Below are 18,573 nucleotides of genomic sequence, written 5' to 3' on the forward strand. Positions count from 1 at the left end.
ACGGTCGTCACCCTCGTCACGCCGCACCAGCGCCGGGACATGAGCCGGCTGATGGCCACCGCGGGCATCACCCCGCGGATCGCCCAGGTCCGGTCGGGTGAAGCCGAACTGACCCGTATCACCGGCGCCCAGGCACCCTCGGGCGTGCCCGTCACCATCACCGCACCGGTCGCCGACCGGGCCAGGCCCAGCACGTCCGCTGCCTCCGCGCGCGGTCGGCGCAGCCGCCCCGCCCAGGCCCGGCGCTCCGCCCGTGCGGCCCTGGCACCGACAGAGACCCCACAGCGTCGGTCCCCCCTCAGTCCGGCGGCCTGACCCTTCCGCACCGCGCCCTTTCCGGCAAAACGGCTCCTGCCTCATCCCTCATCCGTGCGAGGTCCCATGCGCTGCATCATCGCCCACTTCGCCTTCGACCTGACCAAGAGCGACGTACAAGCGTCGATGAAGGGGATCAAACCCGAGGCGGCCACGGGGGAGTACGTCGTCATCGGCCGACACCGCTATCCCGTCAAGCAGGTGGGAGAAGTGGTGACCCGACAGGACCGCCGCGACTTCAGCGCCGCCGAGATGACGCGCGCTCTCGTCAGCCTCGGCTACACGTGCGGCAGCACGCCCACGCACCTCCCCGCCGCAGCTCCCAGCCCACTCCTCGAAGCCCAGTTCCTGCTGGGCGTCCCTACGTCAACCTGACAGCAGGCGCCTTCGGTGCGGGTGCCCACGGGAACGAGCCGCGGGCCCGCGCGGCGCCGGCAGGGCGACGGACAAAATGACGACCCGTTCGTCGTTGCCACGGGGGTACGGAACGGAGATTGCCGCAGGGATTCCGCGTTCGTGGAATCCCTGCCGTGCGCCGTGTGCGCGGGAAGGTGCGAAATGGCTACAGGTACCGTGAAGTGGTTCAATTCCGCTAGAGGATTCGGGTTCATCGAGCAGTCAGGCGGGGGCGAAGACGTCTTTGCGCACTATTCGCATCTCGCCAATGCCGCTCTTCCCGCGCTGACTGAAGGCCAGAAGGTGCGTTTCGACATCGCGCAGAACCCCAGGGGCCCGTACGCGGAGAACATCGTCTACGACTGATGCCGAGGGTTTCCCTTGCGGGCTGCGGGCCACCGTGTCCGCGCTCGCGAACCGCACGGCCGGCGATGCCGGGCTGGTACCGTGTCCCCGCCACGGCCCCGGCCGGCAGGCGCTCTCGGCCGGTCCGGCGGGCAGCCGGCAGCGGTGATCGGGCGCTCGGGGAGAATCAGCGCATGACCGCTGGCCAAGAGATCTCCCGTGCTGTCCTGCTCCGTCGCGGTTTCGGCCTGGAGTACGTCACGCTCGCCTGGAACGCCGTCGGCATCGTGGTGCTGGCTGTCGCGGCCGTCTCGGCAAGGTCGGTGGCACTGGCCGGGTTCGGCCTGGACTCCTTGATCGAGATCGGTGCCTCGACGGTGGTGATCTGGGAGCTGTCCGGTACCGGCGAGGACCGCCGGCGACGCGCGCTGCGGCTGATCGGCCTCGGCTTCGCCGCGCTCGCGGCGTACCTGCTGGTGCAGTCCACCTGGGTGCTGGCAGCCGGTCACCACCCGCACCATTCGCGGCTGGGCATCGTCTGGACCGCGGTCACCGCCGCAGTGATGTTCGCGCTGGCGGCGGGCAAGGCCCGCACCGGCGCGGCGCTAGACAACCCTGTGCTCCGCACGGAGGGTCGTGTCACGCTGATCGACGGCCTGCTGGCCGCCGCCGTGCTGCTCGGGCTGGTCCTCAACTCCGTGGCAGGACTCTGGTGGGCCGACCCGCTGGCCGGGTTCGTACTGGTCTACTACGCGCTCCGCGAGGTCCGTGAGATCTTCACCGGCGACCACTGAACGGACGGCTCGTCGGTGACCGGCTCGCGGGTTCAGGGAAGCACCGTTGTCGACATCGCGTTATACCGGTACCACCTCCTCGATCTCTCGCACGGCCTTCAGGACAGCGGCGGTCGTCGCCGCGATCCGCCAAGGGGATTTTCGGGAGCTCTCTGGAGTTCAGTGCGGGAACCGCTTCTGGTTCGGCTGGTCCGTGATGCGGTGGGAGAGCCAGGCCAGGGCGGGCGGCATCCGGTACTCGACGGCGTGGTGACCGCCGTCGAACAGTTCGAAGTGCACGCGGGAGTCGGGGACTCCGGCTTCGGCGATGGCGTCGCGGAAGGCCAGTGCGCCCAGATCGAGGAACCATTCGTCACGGGTGCCCGCGTCGATCCAGATGCCGCGCTGGGTGCGTAGCGCGTCGGCGTGGGCGGCCGCCATGCGTACCGGGTCCCAAGCCAGCCAGCGCTGCCACTCCTGCGCGCGCAGCGCGCCGGTGCGCGGGTCGAAGGGGAGGGTGGGCGTGCCGTCGCGGCCGGGGGAGAAGCAGGCGGAGACGCCGAGGATCTCCAGGAGGTTGAGGTCTTCCGGTTTGGTGAAGGCGACTCGGGAGCGGAAGCCGTCCCACCAGCGGAAGATGTCACCGTCGTAGGCCCTGAGTTGGCGGGCCGCGGTGAGGAAGTGCGGCTGGTACTGGGCTTCGGACAGCGAGTCGCCGGAGTGGGTGGCGAAGGCGCCGAAGAGGTCCGGACGGAGCATGGCGCTGACCGCGGCGCCCAGGCCGCCGCTGGACTTGCCGGCGATGGCGCGGTGGTCGCGTGCGGGGAGTGTGCGGTAGTGGGCGTCTATGTAGGGCACGACCTCCTCGCACAGGTAGGAGTGGTAGCGGCCGGTACCGGTGGAGTCGATGAACTGGCTGCCTCCGTAGGTGGTCCAGGCGTCGACGAAGACCAGCAGCATGCCCGGGGCTTCACCGCGGGCGAAGAGGGCGTCGGCGAGCTCGGGCACCGGCTGCCGGAAGGCCGTGCGGTTGCCCCAGACCGGCAGTGTTCCGGCGTAGCCGAGCAGGAGATACGTGACGGGGTAGCGGCGCGTGCGGTCTTCCTCGTATCCCGGTGGGGTGTAGACCCACAGCGGGCGCCGCGTCGGGTCACCCAGTGGGTTGCCTTGCAGTACCGCGCTGTCGATGACGTGCTCGTCGATACGTCCGGTGAGCGTGAAGGTGGGCATGCCGGGGAGACTAGTACGATTTCAAAATATCTGCATTCGTAATTCCTGGCGGTAGGATGACGCCCGTGGCATCACAGCGAGCGGCATCGGCATCCCCGGCACAGCCGCAGGACTCCGTCGACCGGCACGTGGCGCGCTGGGTGCGCGAGGTCCCGGGACTGGTGGCGAACGTCGAGGGCGCGATCACCCGGATGCAGATGCTGGCGCGGCATCTGCAGTGGCGCAAGGAAGCGGCGCTCGCGCGGTCCGGGCTGAAGCTGTGGGAGTACGAGATCCTGTGGCGCCTGCGTTCGGCCGGCACGCCTCACCGCATGACACCGACACGTCTCGCGGAGGGTCTCGGCATCCATCCCGCCACCCTCACCAACCGCCTCGACCGGCTCCAAGCCGCAGGACTGATCACCCGCGAACACGCGCCGGCCGACCGCCGCAGCCTCCTGGTCCAGCTGACCGAGGAGGGAGCGCAGGCGTGGTCGGCGGTCATCGACGCTCAGCGGGAGGCGGAAGCCGCCTTGCTGGCCCCCCTGACCGGACAAGAACTGGAGTATCTGACCGCACTGCTGCGCACCGTGACCCTGGCCGTCGAGGAAACGGGCCCACCCCTCATGCCAGACGTCGACTGAATTGCCGCCGCGTGCCTTTTCCCGACCGCGCCGTGCGAAGAGCCGCCACGCGCTGGCCCTGGCCCATCCCCGGCCCGCCACAGGCTGCAAGGCCGGCGCCGACTCCGGTGAGCTGCGGGCATGACCGCCCGGCTCCTGCGGATGCTCACACGGGGTCGCGCTCGGACCAGGCCCAGGGAGACCCGTTCCCGGACTCGAAGATCCGGCCGATGGCCCATACGCCCGAGGAGCAACTGATGTCCTTGTGGGAGCTCCAGACCCAGGGATCCGGGTAACCGCCGCCGGGAAGCCAGTGGTTGGCATCGGAATCGCCGTTTATGCCGTACGTGACGCCGTTGCACGAGTCGTAGATACCGACATAGGCGCGTACGTCGGTGGTGCCGCCGTGTCCCTGCATGTAGGCCAAGTAGCCACCCCCGTGGGGGTCCTGCTCGATGCAGGGGCTCAAGGCCCAGCCGTACCAGGGGGAGCCGGCGGTGCCGCCCTGGAAGAGGCCGCAGTGGAAGTCGTCGGCGTGGGCGGTGCCGGTGGTGGCGACGGTCGCGCCGCTGGCGAGCACCAGGGCGGCCGCCGTCATGGCGACGGACCGGCGGATCTTGAAGGGCTTGAGCACGGTGCCTGTCTCCTCGATTGGGACGGGTGGTGCCGTGGATCGCTGTGGCGGATTTTCCCGAAGGCGACCTCGGCGGACAAGCCGGAGGCAAGGCCGCGGCCGCTGGGTGAAATGATGCTGCGGCGGCAGCAGGGCCGCGGAAGGGGAGTGCGCGGTGAAGATCGTGACCGATGACCTGTCCGGACCGGAGATCGCGCGATTCCTCGAAGAGCATGTCCAGCAGATGCGGTCCCTCACCCCTCCCGAGAGCAAGCACGCCCTGGATCTCGACGGGCTTCGCAAGCCCGGGATCACGTTCTGGTCGGTCCTGGACGGTGACGCGCTGGTGGGCTGCGGCGCGATCAAGAGACTGGACGAGGGCCACGCGGAATTGAAGGCGATGCGTATCACGCCGGCGCGCAAGCGGAGCGGGATCGCGTCCCTGCTGCTGGCGCACATCATCGCCGAAGCTCAGCGCGCAGGGTTCACTCGGCTGAGCCTGGAGACGGGCGCGGCCGAATTCTTCCTGCCCGCCAGGAAACTGTACGAGAAGTTCGGGTTCGACTACTGCGAGCCGTTCGCGGACTACAAGCCCGACCCGAGCAGTGCGTTCATGACGAGGAAGCTCTGATGTGAATTTCCGGGGTCACGCGAATTCTGCCTTTCGTTGTGGGTGTGCAGTGAACGAGAGGGCTGCCCGGAATTATTGCGTTGATATTCTGGGCGGCGGCCGGCGGGCGGCGATGTCCAGGTGAAGTCGGCTTCCTGGACATCGCCGCCACCTCTCGTGCCTAGCTGGCGACCGAGTAGTCGTCGGCGAGATGGGCGTAACCGTGCACCGTCTTCACCGTGCAGTTGCTGTAGGTGTGGTTCCAGGTGACGGCGATGGTCCGCTTCAGGATGCCGTCCCGGTAGGTGACCGTTGTGTGGGCCGGCGCGGTGACCGTGAACCTCGTCGCCGTCGTGTAGGAGGCCGTCTTGGTCGCGGTGATGTGCAGCTTCGAGTTGACGGAAGCCACGACGAAGTCGACCGACACTCCGAGATCGGCGTCGACCGTGGTCGACAGCGAGTGGGTCGAGGAGTGCGTGTAGGTCTTGGAGATGGTGCCCGCCGACTTGTTGACCAGGGTGCCGCTGTCGGAGGCGTACCAGGACGACGCGGTCTGCTTGTAGTAGCGGTCGTCCTCCGGCGGGCAATACGGGGTGTGCGGCCTGACCGGGGCGGCAGCGGCGGCCGTTCCTCCGGTTATCGCGGTAAGCGCAAGGGCGCTGGCAATCGCGATCAATTTTCCTCGCTTCATGGAATCCCCCTCAATCTGTGGCACCGGCCGGATGGGCGCCTCCAGGTGAGGAACGTATCTGACGCCAATTAGCCGCACAAGGAAATCGCGCAAGGCTTGAGCGATACTTGAGGTGAATACCTAATTCCACAAGCGGGCCTGAACGACATTGAGTTCCGCTTTGGGTCCGCACCCGCAGTCCAGGCGCGATGTGGATGAATTCCATCCGGATATGAGCATCCCCGGCTCGTCTCACAGGTCCAGGACGATGTCTTGGTTGGGCTTGGAGCAGCAGATGAGGATGTTGCCGTCGGCGGGGGGCGCGACCGGGTCGGGCAGGTAGTCCACCGCGCCGGACATCAGGGGGAGTTCGCATGTGTGGCAGACACCGGTACGGCAGGACCACTGGACGGGAACGTCGCAGGCTTCGGCGAGTTCGAGCAGGGTTCCCTGTGCGTCGTTCCAGGGGACGTGCAGACCGCTGCGGGCGAAGGACACTGTGGGGCCGGTGCCGGGCGGGCCCGCGGGCTGGTGGGGCGTGGGAGGTGCCGTGGTGGTCCCTTTGATTCCGGGGGTGAGGGAGGGACCCGCCCCGAAGATCTCGGTATGGATGCGGGACGCGCTCAGTCCCGACTCGACCAGCGCGGCGGTAAGGCTGTCCATGAAGCCCGCAGGTCCGCACAGATAGGCGTCGGCGTCGACCGGCAGGCCGAGCCTGGGGATGCGGTCGGCTGACAGTCGGCCCGCGTGGGTGTAGTCGACGCCCTGCCGGTCGGTGGCGGCCGGGGCGCTGTAGAAGACGGTCGACCGGGCGTGGGGGAGGGCGGCGAGCAGGGTGCGGCTTTCTTGGGCGAAGGGGTGCTCGGTACTGTCCCGAGCGCCGTGCAGCCACCACACCTGGCGTGTGGAGCCGTCGCGGGCGAGTGCGTGCAGCATGGCCAGTACGGGTGTGGCCCCGATGCCGGCCGACAGCAGGATCACCGGGTTCTCACCGTCGGCCAGGCAGAACGTGCCGCGCGGTGCGGCTGCCTCCAGGCTGTCGCCGACGTGGACCTGAGTGCGCAGAAGGTTGCTGGCGGCGCCGTGAGGCTCGGCCTTCACGCTGATCCGGTAGGTGCCCAGGCCCGGGTCGCCGGACAGCGAGTAGCTGCGAATGAGCGGTGAGCCGTCCCCGTCGGGACGAATCCTGACGGTGAGGAACTGGCCGGGCAGGGCGGCGGGAAGGGCGGCGCCGTCGGCGGCGGCCAGGGACAGGGAGGAGACGCTGCGGCTCTCGGGCTGGATTCGCGTGACGGTCAGAGCGCGAAAGCCGCGCCAGGCAGGTGGCGGTGCGGTGGCCGCCGTGTTCAGCCCCGCACTGCCGGTGGCCCCGGACCCCTCTTTGCCGGCCTGGTCCAGCAGGGTCCGCAGGGAACCCTGCCAGCCGGGGCTGAGTGCGGGGATCCGCAATGCGCGTTCGAGCTGTTCGCGGGTGTGCCCTGGCAGATAGAGCACTCGGTCGATCTCCTCGACCGTCATCGCCTCGGGTCCGGTCGACACCTTGAGGATCTCCTGCCCGGCCTCGACCTCCCCTTCCTCGATCACCCGCAGATAGAAGCCGGGGCGGTGATAAGCAACCAGCAACGCCGCCATCTGCGGCTCGTCCATGCGCAGGCCGACGCGGTAACACGTAACCCGCGGTTGGCTGACCTCGAACAAGGCTCCGCCGATGCGGTAGCGATCGCCGATGCAGACCTCGTCGTCAGGCAGCCCATCGACGGTGAAGTTCTCCCCGAACTGTCCGGGCATCAGATCGTCACGGCCCAGTTCCTTCGCCCAGTGGCGGTAGGAGTCGAGCTGGTACACGAGCACCGCCCGCTGCTCGCCGCCGTGACCGCCCAGATCGCCCTGGCCGTCGCCGTCGATGTTCAGCCGCCGCACCATCCGCGGGCCGGTGACGGTCTGCTTGTAGACGCCGGTGTAGACGCTCTTGCCCCGCCAGGGAACCTCTTGGGGCATCCCGACGTTCACGGCTGCCAGTGTGGCCATCACGCCCGCCTTTCCCGCGGCGCCATCCACGTGGTCTCGTGACCTGCCAGCCGCTGTCTCCCGCGCCGCCGCCACGCTCCGGTGACCAGCCCATTGTCCCCGTTGAGGGGCATATCGTGTCGAATGACCTGGCCGGACATCCGCGAGGGGATCACGCGTGCACCTCCGCCGAGGGCCGTGCCGATGTCGGGCCGAGCTCTTCTCTGAGCCGAACGCAGAACGCCGTACGCCGAACCGTGATCTGGACGTGCGGAACGCGTACACCTCACACGGAGCGAAGCCGCCGACGTCGGTTGGGGTGAGCCCACAGGCCCCGCTGCCGCTCCGGAGAGCCGTTGTCCCGCCGGTAGGCCGACTCGCCGCCCACCAGAAGGCGTATGAGGAGCAGGGTGCTCACGGCGTGGCAGAAGACCGCGCAGACGAACAGCAAAGCGCCCCGCGGTTCGTTCGGCTGGCTGGCGACATCGATCCCGATGAGGGTCCCCAACGAGCCAACCCGCCAGGCCGATGGGCAGGCCGACCGGCCGCCGACCGCTCGCTCACGCGGAGGCGCACGAGCGCGAGCGGCGGGTCGGCGCCGAGCACCATTCGCTCCGGGCGAGGAAGGTCGGCGTCACCCCGCCATCGGCCCCGGCCCCGATCAGAAGAGACGGGACTCCCCACAGCGCGGAAGCAGCCGCGAAGGCGACCCAGGCAGGCGCGTTCGCGAGCACTCCTGGGGGCGTCGGCCATCGCTTGCCGCTCTTCAGCACACGCCGCCCTCCGCGGCGACTACATTGGAGCTGTCTCCTTCGCTCTGATCGTCATGTCACACCCTCGGCCATTGAACGGAAGCGATTGATCATGCTGCGAAGATTCCGGAACAGCTGGCAGATGCCCCAGGGCTTGCGCCGCTCGGTGCACCTCCATCACAACGACGCCACGCTGGTGGTCAGCCTCCACGGCGTGATCGACCTGCCCATGGCCGAGCAGATCGGACGGCATCTCGCTCAGCTGACGGCCATCGGGAGCCCGGTGGCTGTGCACATCGACCTCGTCGACGCCACCTTCGTCGGCGAGACCGGTCCCGTTTTCCTGCCCGTGGCCATCGCGGCACGCTCCCGCGGCATCCACCTCACCGCTCACCGAGCGGACGCCGTCCAGCGTGCCAGCCTCCAGGGCCTGGGCCTTGAGCGCCTGCTCCAGTACAGCGAAGAGCCCGCAGCAGCGGCCGCCGGCCCTGCGTGACAGGGGACGACGAGGCCCGGGTCTGGCACGGAGCGTCCAGCGAACTGTCCGCCCATGGACACGCCTCAGGCCAGAAGCCGCCACAGCGGACTCACCGGGGCGGGCCTGCGCAGCTACGTCATCGGAGCGATCCAGTGAGAACGCTTCGGCGCCCTGTCGGGTCCGGGAACGATCACCATCACCCAACTGCCGCCGCCCACCGAGTTGAATTGTTCCGGTGATGGAGGGTGGGATGACGCGGAGACCGTCGATCAGCGAGGCCGTGGGACTGCTTGAAGTCGAACTGAGGGCGGGGCGGCGAGCGTTTGCCGACCTTGGCACGGAAGACGCCTGGCAGGCATTCCTCCGCTTCGGCCGGCGGCTGTTCGACCTTCCGGACGCCCCCGATGCTGATGGCCTTCTTTTCCAGTACGGGACCAACTCGTTCGGCGGTCCTCCCACTTTCACGGTGGACCTCACACGGCAGTTCGAGGTCTTCGACAACGGTGGTGATCACGACTATTACGTGCAGGTCCACTGCGAGCTTCGCTACGGATCCGAACCTGCTCTGGACGCCTTGGGAAGCTTCGACTCGTGGTTCTTCCACGGCGCCGGAGACGGTCTTGAAGGGTGGGCCCAAGGGCTGACCGAGCGGTCGGCTTGGACGACGGTCAAGGCACTCAAGCCGACCGAGATCAGGGTCTTTCAGGAGCAGGTCTAGCTGCTCAGGCGGCCATGGGGACAATTCGGCAGCCTCATCGGATGCGTCTCTCGCTCAGGACGCGGACTGGGCGCAGGCATCGCCGAGGCCAAGCTTGAAAGAGTCGTTGGAGCGGGGCTTGCCGGCGTTCGGCTTCGACGGGACCGGCGGGACTTTCGCGGGGTACCTGGTGTTGTTGCAGGGGCGGGGGCTGCCTCGCTGCCACAGTGGTGGACGCCAACCCTCGTCTTCGAGAGGAATGCGTGATGTGGCAGCCCGACGGGTGGGACGTACGCGTCCGTCTCGGAATCCTCACTCCCCACGCCGATGTCGGCCCCGAGTCCGAGCTGCGTGCGATGGTCCCGGCGGATGTGGGCCTGCATACCGCCCGGGTGGCGTTCGGTGCGATGGGGCGAGGGGGCACGATGGACGCGACCATCCCGCTGGCCCCGGTACGGGCCTTCGCCGAGCCGCCGGGGGTGGACGAGGCCGCCGGGCTGCTGGCGGCCGCGCCGGTGGCGGCGATCGCGTTCGCGTTCACCAGTTCCGCTTACGTCATCGGGCCGCAGGGGGAGGGGCAGATGCTGGCCCGGTTGGGGGAGCGGGCCCATGGGCTGCCGGTGGTCGCTCCCTGCGCGGCCGCCGTTGAGGCGCTGCGCGTGCTGGGGGCCGGGCGGATCGCCCTGGTGGACCCGCCGTGGTTCGACGTCGCGCTGACCGACCTGGGGCGGGGCTACTACGAGGACTGCGGGTTCGAGGTCGTGTACGCCGACTCGTGCGAGCTGCCCAGCGGCCAAACACTGATCACGCCGGCGGCCCTGTACGACTGGGTGGTGGGTCACGTGCCCGACACCGCGGAGGCGGTGGTGATCGGTGGCAACGGTTTCCGTGCTGTCGGTGCGATCGCAGCCCTGGAGACCGCCCTCGGCAGACCGGTCCTGACGGCGAACCAGGTCCTGCTGTGGGCCGCCCTGCGCGCGGCGGGTGCCTCGGCGGAGGGTATCGCCGGGTACGGCCGGTTGTTCGGACACCGCTAGGCGTTTTCCTCCGGATGACCTGTGTGTCCAGGCGGGCGGCCGGTCGGGCCTGTTCGCCTGGACTTTCGGGGCGGCCGGGAGGTGGTCGCGGACGTCGTCTGATGGCCGCAGCGACTCGAACCACCTACAAGTGATGCGGGCTTCAGCGTTCGTCGGCTCGTGTGCCGGGCCAGTCGAGCAGGAGCTGCTGGGCGCGGGGGAACGTGGAGACGATCAGATCGTAGGAGTCCTCGATCATCTCGTGGACCATGCCGTCGGGCAGGGAACCGTCAAGCAGCACCGTGTTCCAGTGGCGCTTGTTGAGATGCCACCCGGGGGTGATCTCCGGGTGGGCGGCGCGCAGTTGCACTGCGATTTCGGGCTCGCACTTCAGGCTGACCTTCAAGGGATCGGCGTCCAGGGCGCTGATCGCGAAAATCTTCGCGCCGACCTTGAAGACGGAGGTCTCCGGGTTGAAGGGGAAGGTCTCGGTGGCCCCGTTCAGTCCCAGACAGATGGCTTTGAGCGCGTCGGGTGTCATGTGATCCAGTGTGACGTGCGGCGCCGACTGTGGGGGCCCCTGAGTGGCCCTCCAGCGGACCCCATACCGGTTTCGTACTGGGCCCAGTTGCTGCGCGTCTGTCCGTAGAGAACTGACGATCATCGCTGACACCTAACGTCCGGCGGAGGTGATTGACGCGTGATGGCAGGGGCGCGGGCGGTCTTCGCCTGCGCCGTGGCCGGTGTGGGCGATCGCCGCCAGTGCGAGACCGACGGGGAGCGCCCAGTTGAGCAGGACGTTGGTTGCCCGGGTGCTGCTCCCGGCTGCCGCGAGGTGCCCGGCAACGAGGTGGCTGCCTGCGATGACGAGGACGGCCAGACCCCAGACGGCGCTGATGCGCCGGTTGACGGACCGGAAAGTCCGCGATCCCCAGTGCTGACGGGGCACTGTTTTCGTGCGCGTACTGTTCGGTGAAGGGCGGCACGGGCACGGATGCCAGCATGACCACCGCCAGTACCAGCGTTGAGACTCCGCGGCCGTAGTCCGCGATGTGTCTCAGGGCAGCGCGACGGGCGGGTAGTCCTCGGTGTAGGACTCGCCGTCGGCGCCGTAGTAGGTACAGGTCCGGGCGGTGGTGTCGACCTCGTACCAGACGATTCCCGCGATCCAGCAGCCGCGGACGAACTCGGGGAATGTCGACTGGCCGGCCTGGTCCGCACGCAGGGCCGCGATCAGGGCCGCCTCGTCGAACCGGGGCGTGGCCGCGAAGCCGGTGACCAGCGGTTCGCCCTGGACCACGACGTTTCCGTGCCTGGTCAGGTACAGGAAGGCGCCTGCGGGGACGGCCATGCGGCAGTGGGTGACGCCGGCCTGCCGCAGGCTCTCGGCGAGGTAGGGAAAGCCGCCGACCTTCGGACGGGCGGCCGCGCCGCGTTCCAGGGCCGCCTGGAGGTGGCTGATGGCGTTGCTGGTCATGGCATCTCCGTGATCGTTCCGGTGCGTGCTCTTGGATGTGGCACGTCCATATGACATCATGATGTCACAATGACAACATGATGTCCAAAGAGGTGATTCTCGATGACGGATGAACTGCCACTGCTCGTTGCCGACATCTATGAGGCCGCGGGCGCACTGCGCCGCGCAGGCGAGATCCTGGCGGGAGCGGAGGGGCAGACACAGGCCCGCTGGCAGCTGATGAGCGCGGTGAGCGAGGAGCCCCAGTCCGTGGCTCGGGCCGCGCGCCGGCTCGGAGTCGCCCGCCAGGGCGTGCAGCGCATCGCCACCAACCTCGTCGGCGACGGCCTCGCGGAATTCCAGGACAACCCCGATCACCGCACCTCACCCCTGCTCGCTCTCACCGATTCCGGACGCCGCGCCCTGAGTGCCATCACCGCCCGGTCCGCCGCCGCGCACCAAGTCACGGGCACGGGCATGTCGCCCGAAGACCTGAACATCACGCGCTCCGTCCTGCAACGGCTGGCCCGTCAGACAGAGGAATGGATCAGTACCGCCAAACCGCGCACCAAGCCCGCAGCTCCCTCTGCGCCTCAACCGACCGCCCCTGACACCCCAGCGAAGCGGGGGCCGCGGCGCTGAACCCCCGCTCAGTGCTGGCTGGTGCTTCGGCATGATGGGCGGTATGACGAGATCGGCATCCTTAACCTGGTCAAGGATCCACCGGGTGCTGCAGGAGCGCGCGCCCGGCACTGCCGCCTCGCTGCGGCCGCCGGCCACCGAAACAGCTGTCGCCGAAGCGGAACGGGCGATGACGCTCGCGACACCCGCCGAGGTGGCGGAGTGGCTGCTCCTCGTGGATGGGGCGGTAGCCACGCCCGGTGCGGGTGTGCTGCTGCCGCCGCTGTTCGTGCCTGTCGGCCTCCAGCGCTTGGTCGAACTGCAGCGTATGAAGTTGGACATCTACGGCGGGCAGGACGGTGAGCAGGGCTCCGCGGGAGAGTGTCGTCAGGCGTTCAGCAGGGCGTTCTTCCCTGTCGGGGACGACACGACGGGTGATCTCCTGGTCGTGGATATGCGGCCGGGCGGGGCGCAGGGCTGTGTCATGAACTGGAGCAAGTCCGAGGGCATCTACGGTGCGCCGATCTGGGCGAACACCGCACAGATGTGGGAGGACGTCGCGGACGCTCTGGAGACCGGACAACGAGAAGGCGATGCCGCGAGTGGGGACCCGCATCTGACCCGTAACGGCTGTACTGCCGTGTTCTCGGTGCGCGGCGACGTGACGTGGGAATTCTGAACCGCAACTCGCGGCTACTCTCGCGACTCCCGCGACCTAGCGGGAGCAGCCGCACGGCGGTTCAGCTGATGATCAACAGGTGTCGCGCGTGCACCGCGGATTCTCCGGGCGCGGCCCGGCCGGCCGAAAGGCACAGGCACTTTCGGTATCGATCTCGGTATCGCACCGAACGCAGGTGTCTCGGCTTCCCGGTGTCGAGGGCCGGAAGCGCGCGGCAGCCCGCTCCAGAACAGCGCATGTTAGGCGAAGAGCGCGTCAGCGGCCTTCTTCAGCGCGCGGGGGTGCACCGGGGTGCGGGGTGCCTTCTTCCTGGCCTCGAGCATCGCGGCGCCGATCTCCTGGAGGTCGTTGCGGCCCAGCGCGGAGCGCACCTTCGGGAACCACTGGCCCTCCTCCTCCTCGATGTGGTGGCTGACCGACTCGATGAGCACGGTCGTCTTCGCGTCGAAGCGCTCATTGTGAGGGCTCATGAGAGCCAGTTCCGCGCACAGCACGTCGGCCACGTGGTGTTCCTCGTACGACTCGAGGATGTCGTCCTCGATCTCGGGCACCAGCTTCCTGACCCTGGGGTACATCACTTCGTTCTCGATGTAGGTGTGCACGGTCAGGGCTTCGATGATCTCCTTCACCAGCCGGCTCTTGGTCACGTTGGCGTTGTCCCCGGCTGCCTGGTACTCACGGAACAGCTTCTTGACGGCCTTGTGGTCTTCCTTGAGTAGCACGATGGCGTCAGTGGACATGCGTGGGCTCCTTTGTGGTGGGGTGCTGCTCCCGCATTGGGCGGTCGGAAGCGGCGGCTGGTCACGCGGTGACCTCCACCCCAGGCTCACCGTTTGTGGCGTCTTCGGCGATCCGGGTGCGCGCGAGGGTGAGGGCACTTTCGACATCCCGCGCGCCGGTCGCCACGCAGAGTGTGTAGGCGGTGTCCCGTAGCAGGTCCTGAGCCGCGGGTTCGGCCCGGACGTCCATGGACGTCAAGGTTTCCCCTGCCCCGCTTGTGGCCCTGCACGCCGCGTGTGTCGTGCCCGAAGGCGGGCCGCCCTCTCCTGGTTGCCTTGAGAGCCGAGGGGATCCATGGGGCGTCCCTTCCCGGGTAGGCGCATCACCGAGAGGGTCCGGGCGCCGTACCGGCGTCCGGCAGCAAACCGTGCCGGCACCCAAGGAGCCCCGACCATGTTCAAGGCCATCGCAGACGTACTCGGCAAGATCGGCAGCGCCATCGCCACGGTGGTCAGCCTGCCCTTCCGCGCGGTCGCCCGCCTCTTCGGCGGAGCGTCGGACACCGCACACGGCCACCACTGACCAGATGGGACGAGGGGGCCCCACCCTGGGGCCCCGAACCGGCCTGTCCCGCGGGTTGTTTCCAACCGGCCCCGCAGGACGGAGGCGACCGGCCCGCGGTTCGTCGGCGGGGCCGTCCCATGCACGAGTTCCCACCGAACCCAGCCACCTGCTCGCCAAGCGGCCGAGACGCGGCGCCAACACCGGCCTTGAGCCACCCGATCGGGGGTGGATTCTCTTCGTACGGCCCACGCTGTCGTACCAGCGCCCGCGAGGTTCGTGGTGCACCATCACGGCGATCATCGGCGTGCCGCTCCGCGAAGGCCGGCGCCCGGCATCCGTTCGCCCGGTCGATGCCTGTTTGCGGTGGCACCGCTCGGGCAGCAGATCCCAGTGACGGGCCGCGGCGCCGCACGTCGGGGGGCTCTCCGCCGTTCTCCAGCAAGGAAACGAGGCTCCAGATGCGCGCGACGGTATGGCACGGCAAGAGGGACGTCCGGGTGGAGAACGTGCCCGATCCCACGATCCAGGAGGACACCGACGCGATCATCCGCGTCACCTCATCCGGCCTGTGCGGCTCCGACCTCCACCTGTACGAGGTGCTGACGCCGTTCATGACGCCTGGGGACATTCTGGGTCATGAGCCGATGGGCGTGGTGCAGGAGGTCGGCACGGCGGTGACGAACCTCAAGCCGGGGGACAGGGTCGTCGTGCCCTTCCAGATCGCCTGCGGCAGTTGCTGGATGTGTCGGCAGGGTCTGCCCACGCAGTGCGAGACGACGCAGGTCACGGAGCACGGCATGGGGGCGCGGCTGTTCGGCTACACCAAGCTCTATGGGGCGGTGCCTGGAGCGCAGGCGGAGTACCTGCGCGTGCCCCAGGCCCAGTACGGTCCGATCAAGGTTCCCGAGGGTCCTGCTGACGACCGCTTCGTCTATCTGTCCGATGTGCTGCCGACCGCCTGGCAGGCTGTGCAGTACGCCGCCGTGCCGCCGGACGGCACGCTGCTCGTCCTGGGGCTCGGACCGATCGGCGCGATGGCCTGCCGGGTCGGACGCCATCTCGGCGCGGGCAAGGTCATCGCCCTCGACCTGGTGCCCGAGCGGCTGGACAGAGCGCGGCGGGACGGCGTGACGGTGCTGGACCTGACCGCGTTCGACTCCCCGGACGACGTGGAGGCCGCGGTACGTGAACTGACCGGTGGCCGGGGCGCCGACAGCGTCATCGACGCGGTGGGCACCGAGGCGCACGGCAGTCCCGTCGCCAGGGTCGCGCAGAGCGCGGCCGCGCTGCTGCCCGGCTCCTGGGGGGAGAAGCTCACGGAGATCGCCGGCGTGGACCGGCTGAGCGCCCTCCACCTGGCGGTACGCCTGGTCCGCCGCGGCGGCACCATCTCCATCAGCGGCGTCTACGGCGGAAGCGCCGACCCGCTGCCGATGCTGACGCTCTTCGACAAGCAGGTGCAGCTGCGCATGGGCCAGGCCAACGTCCGCCGCTGGTCCGACGACATCCTGCCGCTGCTCACCGACGAAGACCCACTCGGCGTCGACGAGTTCGCCACGCACCACCTTCCTCTGGACGAGGCGCCCGACGCCTACGCGATGTTCCAGAAGAAGGAGGACGGCGCGATCAAGATCCTCTTCCGTCCCTGACATCCCTCCTCTACGTGCTGCTCCACGCGGCGCAGACCGACACAATGACCACCCTCGCCCGCCGCGCCCGCGAGTCCCGCCTCACCCGAACCTGTTCACCCGTATATGCCCGGGGTGGGTCGGTGCTGGAAGACGCCGAGGACGCCTCGGGTGAGGGCCCCTCGCAGGGCGGCGCGTGCGGCGTTCGCGCCGGGCGCTCCATGGACGCCGCCTCCTGGGTGGGCGGAGGACGAGGCCAGGTAGAGGCCGGTGACAGGGGTCTCGGGGCGGCCCGTGCCGGGGGTGGGCCGGAAGACCAGTTGCTGGTGCAGGGCGCTGGTGCCGCCGTTGATGGCACCGCGGTGGAGGTTGGCGTTCAGGGATTCCAGAGTCGGCGGGGCCAGCACGCGACGGCCCCGGATGCGGTCGCGGAACCCGGGGGCGTAGCTCTCCACCCGCGCCTCGATCCGGTCGGCCATCGCCTCCTGCTCCCGCCGGTCCCATGCACCGGTGATACCCGCGCCGCCCGCGTCCGCCACGATGTCCTGAGGGACGTGTGTGTATGCCCATGCCGATTCGGTGCCAGTGGGGGAGCGGCTTGGATCGGCGGTGGTCATCTGCCCGAACAACGCGAACGGGCGGTCGGGTACGTGCCGGGTGGCGATCTGTGCGCCGAAACGGGTCAGGTCGTCGACGCTGTCGGCCAGGTGCACCGTCCCGGCCGTCGCCGCCTGCTCCGAAGTCCACGGCACCGGACCGTCCAGGGCCCAGTCCACCTTGAAGGTGGAGAAGTCCCACTGGAACCTGCGGGCCATGTCGGTCAGCAGATGCTCCGGCAGATGTTCGGCGCCGACCAGGCGGGTGAACAATGCGGGCGCCGAAACGTCGGCGAGCACCGCCTTACGGGCCCCCACGGCGTCACCGGTCGCGGTCCGCACCCCGACCGCGCGGCCACCGCGGACCACGACCTGCGTGACGCGCTCGCCGCAGCGGACCAGGCCGCCGCGCCCCTTCAGTCGTCGCACCAGAGCGTCGGTGAGGGCCGAGGCGCCTCCGACGGGGACGGGGAAGCCGTGCGTCTGGGCCAGCATGCTCATCATCCAGCCGAAACCGCCGCCGATCGCGGACTCGGGCGACAGATCGGCGTGCAGGGCGGACCCGGCCAGCAGCAGCCGGCCGCCCTCTCCGTCGAAGCGCTCCTCACCGAGCCGCCGTACCGGCAGCATCATGTCGCGCGCCAGGCGCAGCCCGCCCGCTGCGCGGACCCGTACGGCCAGCCGCGCCGCCGAACGGACGGGCGGGAAGGGGGTGAACAGGCATCCGAGCAGGGCGTCGCCCACTGTTTCCCAGAGCGCGTGCAGCTCCCGCCAGGCCGCCCCGTCGCCGGGGGCGAACGACTCCAGATTCGCCGCGGTCCGCGCCGCGTCATGATCGCGGTCGATCACCGCGCAGCGCCCGTCCGGCAGCGGATGGGCCAGCACCCGCGGGGCGTGGCTCCATCGCAGCCCTTCCTTGTCCAGGCGCAGGGCGGCCAGCACGGGCGATGCGGCCGCGAGAGGGTAGAACGAGCTGAACACGTCGTTGACGAACTCCGGGTCGACGCCCCGGTCGCTGCGCACAGCGCCTCCCGGCTCGGCCTGCTCCTCAAGGACCTCGACACTCCACCCGGCGTCGGCCAGGACGTTCGCGGCGACCAGACCGTTCGGCCCGGCACCGATGACCACGGCGTCCGCCATGAGGTGCTCCTCGTACGCGTCGATCATCCCTGAGATGCCGCGGGGCGGCGTGGCTGTCGGTCAGGTCGGCCACGGCGCAGGCAGCCCACCCTCGTCTTGAGCCGTCTCCTCCACGGCCTTCGCCAGCAGGCCGAGCATCCGGCGGTGCCGCCACTGCAGGAGGACGTCGAGCACCACGTTGTGCAGCCGGGCGGCCGTCCCCCGCAGCGGATGCTCGTCCACGATGACCAGGCTCTCGGTGTCTCCCCAGGCGCGTACCTCGATCGCGATCCGAGCGGAACCGAACGGTCCGCTGTCGGCCTCCAGCTCCAGGAACCGCGGACGCTGCGAGCGCCGCACGACGGTCCGCCCCTTGCCCGTCCACGGGCCGAGCGAGAGCGTGTAGGTGAGACTCGCGCCGACTTGCGGCCAGGCGTTCCCGCGCGGTTCCGATCCCGACACCCCGACGACCCAGTCGGCGTACCGCTCGGGCTCCGCCAGGACCTGCCACACCTGCTCCGGCGGGTACTCGACCAACTGGTGCCGTACTGCCATCGGTCCCTCCGCCCGCACGGACGCACCGGATCTCGGATGACGTCTGCGATTGAGCTTAGGAAGGTTCGGCCCTGCCCGCGCGATGAGAAGCCGCAGGCCGCTGCGGGTGCCCCCCATCCGTATGGGGGGCA

22 protein-coding genes and 1 pseudogene are annotated in these 18,573 nt (G+C 69.2%); 13 read left to right on the forward strand and 10 right to left on the reverse strand.

What is annotated here, in order from left to right; genetic code table 11:
- From AB0M29_RS43230 to AB0M29_RS43245, 4 genes and pseudogenes are all read left to right on the forward strand, one after another.
- Positions 1–315, forward strand: a pseudogene (locus AB0M29_RS43230) (ATP-dependent helicase); the annotation flags it as partial.
- A 66-nt stretch (positions 316–381) separates the two neighbouring features.
- Complete coding sequence (locus tag AB0M29_RS43235) at positions 382–690, forward strand: SCO5918 family protein (RefSeq protein ID WP_365392833.1); 309 nt, start codon at positions 382–384, stop codon at positions 688–690.
- Between the two features lie 183 nt (positions 691–873).
- Positions 874–1,077, forward strand: a complete 204-nt coding sequence (locus AB0M29_RS43240; RefSeq protein WP_365392835.1) for a cold-shock protein — start codon at positions 874–876, stop codon at positions 1,075–1,077.
- Positions 1,078–1,250: 173 nt separating this feature from the next.
- A complete protein-coding gene (locus AB0M29_RS43245) occupies positions 1,251–1,850 on the forward strand; it encodes a cation transporter (RefSeq protein ID WP_365392838.1) in 600 nt (199 codons plus the stop codon).
- Between the two features lie 159 nt (positions 1,851–2,009).
- Here the strand turns inward: AB0M29_RS43245 and AB0M29_RS43250 are convergent, their stop codons facing one another.
- On the reverse strand, positions 2,010–3,059 hold the full coding sequence (locus AB0M29_RS43250) for an alpha/beta hydrolase-fold protein (RefSeq protein WP_365392840.1): 1,050 nt from the start codon (positions 3,057–3,059) through the stop codon (positions 2,010–2,012).
- A 65-nt stretch (positions 3,060–3,124) separates the two neighbouring features.
- On the opposite strand from AB0M29_RS43250, the gene AB0M29_RS43255 reads away from it, so the two are divergent.
- Positions 3,125–3,682: a MarR family transcriptional regulator gene (locus tag AB0M29_RS43255; RefSeq protein WP_365392842.1), complete on the forward strand. Its 558-nt coding sequence runs from the start codon at positions 3,125–3,127 to the stop codon at positions 3,680–3,682.
- A 145-nt stretch (positions 3,683–3,827) separates the two neighbouring features.
- Here AB0M29_RS43255 and AB0M29_RS43260 read toward each other — a convergent pair whose 3' ends face one another.
- On the reverse strand, positions 3,828–4,295 hold the full coding sequence (locus AB0M29_RS43260) for a hypothetical protein (RefSeq protein ID WP_365392845.1): 468 nt from the start codon (positions 4,293–4,295) through the stop codon (positions 3,828–3,830).
- Positions 4,296–4,449: 154 nt separating this feature from the next.
- Here AB0M29_RS43260 and AB0M29_RS43265 point away from each other — a divergent pair, with 154 nt between their 5' ends.
- The gene (locus AB0M29_RS43265) at positions 4,450–4,905 is read left to right on the forward strand and encodes a GNAT family N-acetyltransferase (RefSeq protein WP_365392848.1); all 456 of its coding nucleotides are present in this window, start codon (positions 4,450–4,452) and stop codon (positions 4,903–4,905) included.
- 160 nt (positions 4,906–5,065) lie between these two features.
- On the opposite strand, the gene AB0M29_RS43270 is transcribed toward AB0M29_RS43265, so the two are convergent.
- Together AB0M29_RS43270 and AB0M29_RS43275 are read right to left on the reverse strand one after the other, a co-directional pair.
- Positions 5,066–5,575, reverse strand: coding sequence for a hypothetical protein (locus tag AB0M29_RS43270; protein ID WP_365392851.1), 510 nt, complete (start codon positions 5,573–5,575; stop codon positions 5,066–5,068).
- A 231-nt stretch (positions 5,576–5,806) separates the two neighbouring features.
- Positions 5,807–7,582, reverse strand: a complete 1,776-nt coding sequence (locus tag AB0M29_RS43275; protein ID WP_365392853.1) for an MOSC and FAD-binding oxidoreductase domain-containing protein — start codon at positions 7,580–7,582, stop codon at positions 5,807–5,809.
- A gap of 843 nt (positions 7,583–8,425) precedes the next feature.
- Here AB0M29_RS43275 and AB0M29_RS43280 point away from each other — a divergent pair.
- The 3 genes from AB0M29_RS43280 (at position 8,426) to AB0M29_RS43290 (ending at position 10,525) form a co-directional block, all read left to right on the forward strand.
- The gene (locus AB0M29_RS43280; RefSeq protein WP_365392856.1) at positions 8,426–8,809 is read left to right on the forward strand and encodes a hypothetical protein; all 384 of its coding nucleotides are present in this window, start codon (positions 8,426–8,428) and stop codon (positions 8,807–8,809) included.
- A gap of 232 nt (positions 8,810–9,041) precedes the next feature.
- Positions 9,042–9,509: a hypothetical protein gene (locus AB0M29_RS43285; RefSeq protein ID WP_365392859.1), complete on the forward strand. Its 468-nt coding sequence runs from the start codon at positions 9,042–9,044 to the stop codon at positions 9,507–9,509.
- Between the two features lie 245 nt (positions 9,510–9,754).
- The gene (locus tag AB0M29_RS43290) at positions 9,755–10,525 is read left to right on the forward strand and encodes a maleate cis-trans isomerase (protein ID WP_365392862.1); all 771 of its coding nucleotides are present in this window, start codon (positions 9,755–9,757) and stop codon (positions 10,523–10,525) included.
- Positions 10,526–10,667: 142 nt separating this feature from the next.
- Here the strand turns inward: AB0M29_RS43290 and AB0M29_RS43295 are convergent, their stop codons facing one another.
- Positions 10,668–11,045: an MmcQ/YjbR family DNA-binding protein gene (locus tag AB0M29_RS43295; RefSeq protein WP_365392865.1), complete on the reverse strand. Its 378-nt coding sequence runs from the start codon at positions 11,043–11,045 to the stop codon at positions 10,668–10,670.
- A 516-nt stretch (positions 11,046–11,561) separates the two neighbouring features.
- The gene (locus AB0M29_RS43300) at positions 11,562–11,981 is read right to left on the reverse strand and encodes a DUF1398 family protein (RefSeq protein ID WP_365392868.1); all 420 of its coding nucleotides are present in this window, start codon (positions 11,979–11,981) and stop codon (positions 11,562–11,564) included.
- Positions 11,982–12,083: 102 nt separating this feature from the next.
- Between AB0M29_RS43300 and AB0M29_RS43305 the strand changes: the two genes are divergently transcribed.
- Complete coding sequence (locus tag AB0M29_RS43305; protein WP_365392870.1) at positions 12,084–12,602, forward strand: MarR family winged helix-turn-helix transcriptional regulator; 519 nt, start codon at positions 12,084–12,086, stop codon at positions 12,600–12,602.
- 85 nt (positions 12,603–12,687) lie between these two features.
- A complete protein-coding gene (locus AB0M29_RS43310; RefSeq protein WP_365392872.1) occupies positions 12,688–13,260 on the forward strand; it encodes an SMI1/KNR4 family protein in 573 nt (190 codons plus the stop codon).
- A gap of 239 nt (positions 13,261–13,499) precedes the next feature.
- On the opposite strand, the gene AB0M29_RS43315 is transcribed toward AB0M29_RS43310, so the two are convergent.
- Together AB0M29_RS43315 and AB0M29_RS43320 are read right to left on the reverse strand one after the other, a co-directional pair.
- Positions 13,500–14,000, reverse strand: coding sequence for a hemerythrin domain-containing protein (locus tag AB0M29_RS43315; RefSeq protein ID WP_365392874.1), 501 nt, complete (start codon positions 13,998–14,000; stop codon positions 13,500–13,502).
- 61 nt (positions 14,001–14,061) lie between these two features.
- A complete protein-coding gene (locus tag AB0M29_RS43320) occupies positions 14,062–14,229 on the reverse strand; it encodes a DUF5133 domain-containing protein (protein ID WP_365392877.1) in 168 nt (55 codons plus the stop codon).
- Between the two features lie 204 nt (positions 14,230–14,433).
- Here AB0M29_RS43320 and AB0M29_RS43325 point away from each other — a divergent pair, with 204 nt between their 5' ends.
- Together AB0M29_RS43325 and AB0M29_RS43330 are read left to right on the forward strand one after the other, a co-directional pair.
- Positions 14,434–14,562, forward strand: a complete 129-nt coding sequence (locus AB0M29_RS43325) for an LPFR motif small protein (RefSeq protein ID WP_365392880.1) — start codon at positions 14,434–14,436, stop codon at positions 14,560–14,562.
- Positions 14,563–15,002: 440 nt separating this feature from the next.
- Entirely contained in the window at positions 15,003–16,193 is a 1,191-nt protein-coding gene (locus tag AB0M29_RS43330) for a zinc-dependent alcohol dehydrogenase (protein ID WP_365392883.1), read from the forward strand.
- A gap of 95 nt (positions 16,194–16,288) precedes the next feature.
- On the opposite strand, the gene AB0M29_RS43335 is transcribed toward AB0M29_RS43330, so the two are convergent.
- Positions 16,289–17,908 (reverse strand): NAD(P)/FAD-dependent oxidoreductase, encoded by a 1,620-nt coding sequence (locus AB0M29_RS43335; protein WP_365392888.1) that lies wholly within the window; start codon positions 17,906–17,908, stop codon positions 16,289–16,291.
- 60 nt (positions 17,909–17,968) lie between these two features.
- A complete protein-coding gene (locus AB0M29_RS43340; protein WP_365392885.1) occupies positions 17,969–18,442 on the reverse strand; it encodes an SRPBCC family protein in 474 nt (157 codons plus the stop codon).
- Between the last annotated feature and the right edge of the window lie 131 nt (positions 18,443–18,573).

Origin of the sequence: Streptomyces sp. NPDC051976, assembly GCF_040680795.1 — a bacterium.
Taxonomy (GTDB): domain Bacteria; phylum Actinomycetota; class Actinomycetes; order Streptomycetales; family Streptomycetaceae; genus Actinacidiphila.

Excerpts from the sequence above, each read along its gene's own strand:
- AB0M29_RS43235 (WP_365392833.1), top strand. The coding sequence starts at position 382 with ATGCGCTGCATCATCGCCCACTTCGCCTTCGACCTGACCAAGAGCGAC.
- AB0M29_RS43240 (WP_365392835.1), top strand. The coding sequence starts at position 874 with ATGGCTACAGGTACCGTGAAGTGGTTCAATTCCGCTAGAGGATTCGGG.
- AB0M29_RS43245 (WP_365392838.1), top strand. The coding sequence starts at position 1,251 with ATGACCGCTGGCCAAGAGATCTCCCGTGCTGTCCTGCTCCGTCGCGGT.
- AB0M29_RS43250 (WP_365392840.1), bottom strand. The coding sequence starts at position 3,059 with ATGCCCACCTTCACGCTCACCGGACGTATCGACGAGCACGTCATCGAC.
- AB0M29_RS43270 (WP_365392851.1), bottom strand. The coding sequence starts at position 5,575 with ATGAAGCGAGGAAAATTGATCGCGATTGCCAGCGCCCTTGCGCTTACC.
- AB0M29_RS43275 (WP_365392853.1), bottom strand. The coding sequence starts at position 7,582 with ATGGCCACACTGGCAGCCGTGAACGTCGGGATGCCCCAAGAGGTTCCC.
- AB0M29_RS43280 (WP_365392856.1), top strand. The coding sequence starts at position 8,426 with ATGCTGCGAAGATTCCGGAACAGCTGGCAGATGCCCCAGGGCTTGCGC.
- AB0M29_RS43285 (WP_365392859.1), top strand. The coding sequence starts at position 9,042 with ATGACGCGGAGACCGTCGATCAGCGAGGCCGTGGGACTGCTTGAAGTC.
- AB0M29_RS43290 (WP_365392862.1), top strand. The coding sequence starts at position 9,755 with ATGTGGCAGCCCGACGGGTGGGACGTACGCGTCCGTCTCGGAATCCTC.
- AB0M29_RS43295 (WP_365392865.1), bottom strand. The coding sequence starts at position 11,045 with ATGACACCCGACGCGCTCAAAGCCATCTGTCTGGGACTGAACGGGGCC.
- AB0M29_RS43300 (WP_365392868.1), bottom strand. The coding sequence starts at position 11,981 with ATGACCAGCAACGCCATCAGCCACCTCCAGGCGGCCCTGGAACGCGGC.
- AB0M29_RS43305 (WP_365392870.1), top strand. The coding sequence starts at position 12,084 with ATGACGGATGAACTGCCACTGCTCGTTGCCGACATCTATGAGGCCGCG.
- AB0M29_RS43315 (WP_365392874.1), bottom strand. The coding sequence starts at position 14,000 with ATGTCCACTGACGCCATCGTGCTACTCAAGGAAGACCACAAGGCCGTC.
- AB0M29_RS43320 (WP_365392877.1), bottom strand. The coding sequence starts at position 14,229 with ATGGACGTCCGGGCCGAACCCGCGGCTCAGGACCTGCTACGGGACACC.
- AB0M29_RS43325 (WP_365392880.1), top strand. The coding sequence starts at position 14,434 with ATGTTCAAGGCCATCGCAGACGTACTCGGCAAGATCGGCAGCGCCATC.
- AB0M29_RS43330 (WP_365392883.1), top strand. The coding sequence starts at position 15,003 with ATGCGCGCGACGGTATGGCACGGCAAGAGGGACGTCCGGGTGGAGAAC.
- AB0M29_RS43335 (WP_365392888.1), bottom strand. The coding sequence starts at position 17,908 with ATGGCGGACGCCGTGGTCATCGGTGCCGGGCCGAACGGTCTGGTCGCC.
- AB0M29_RS43340 (WP_365392885.1), bottom strand. The coding sequence starts at position 18,442 with ATGGCAGTACGGCACCAGTTGGTCGAGTACCCGCCGGAGCAGGTGTGG.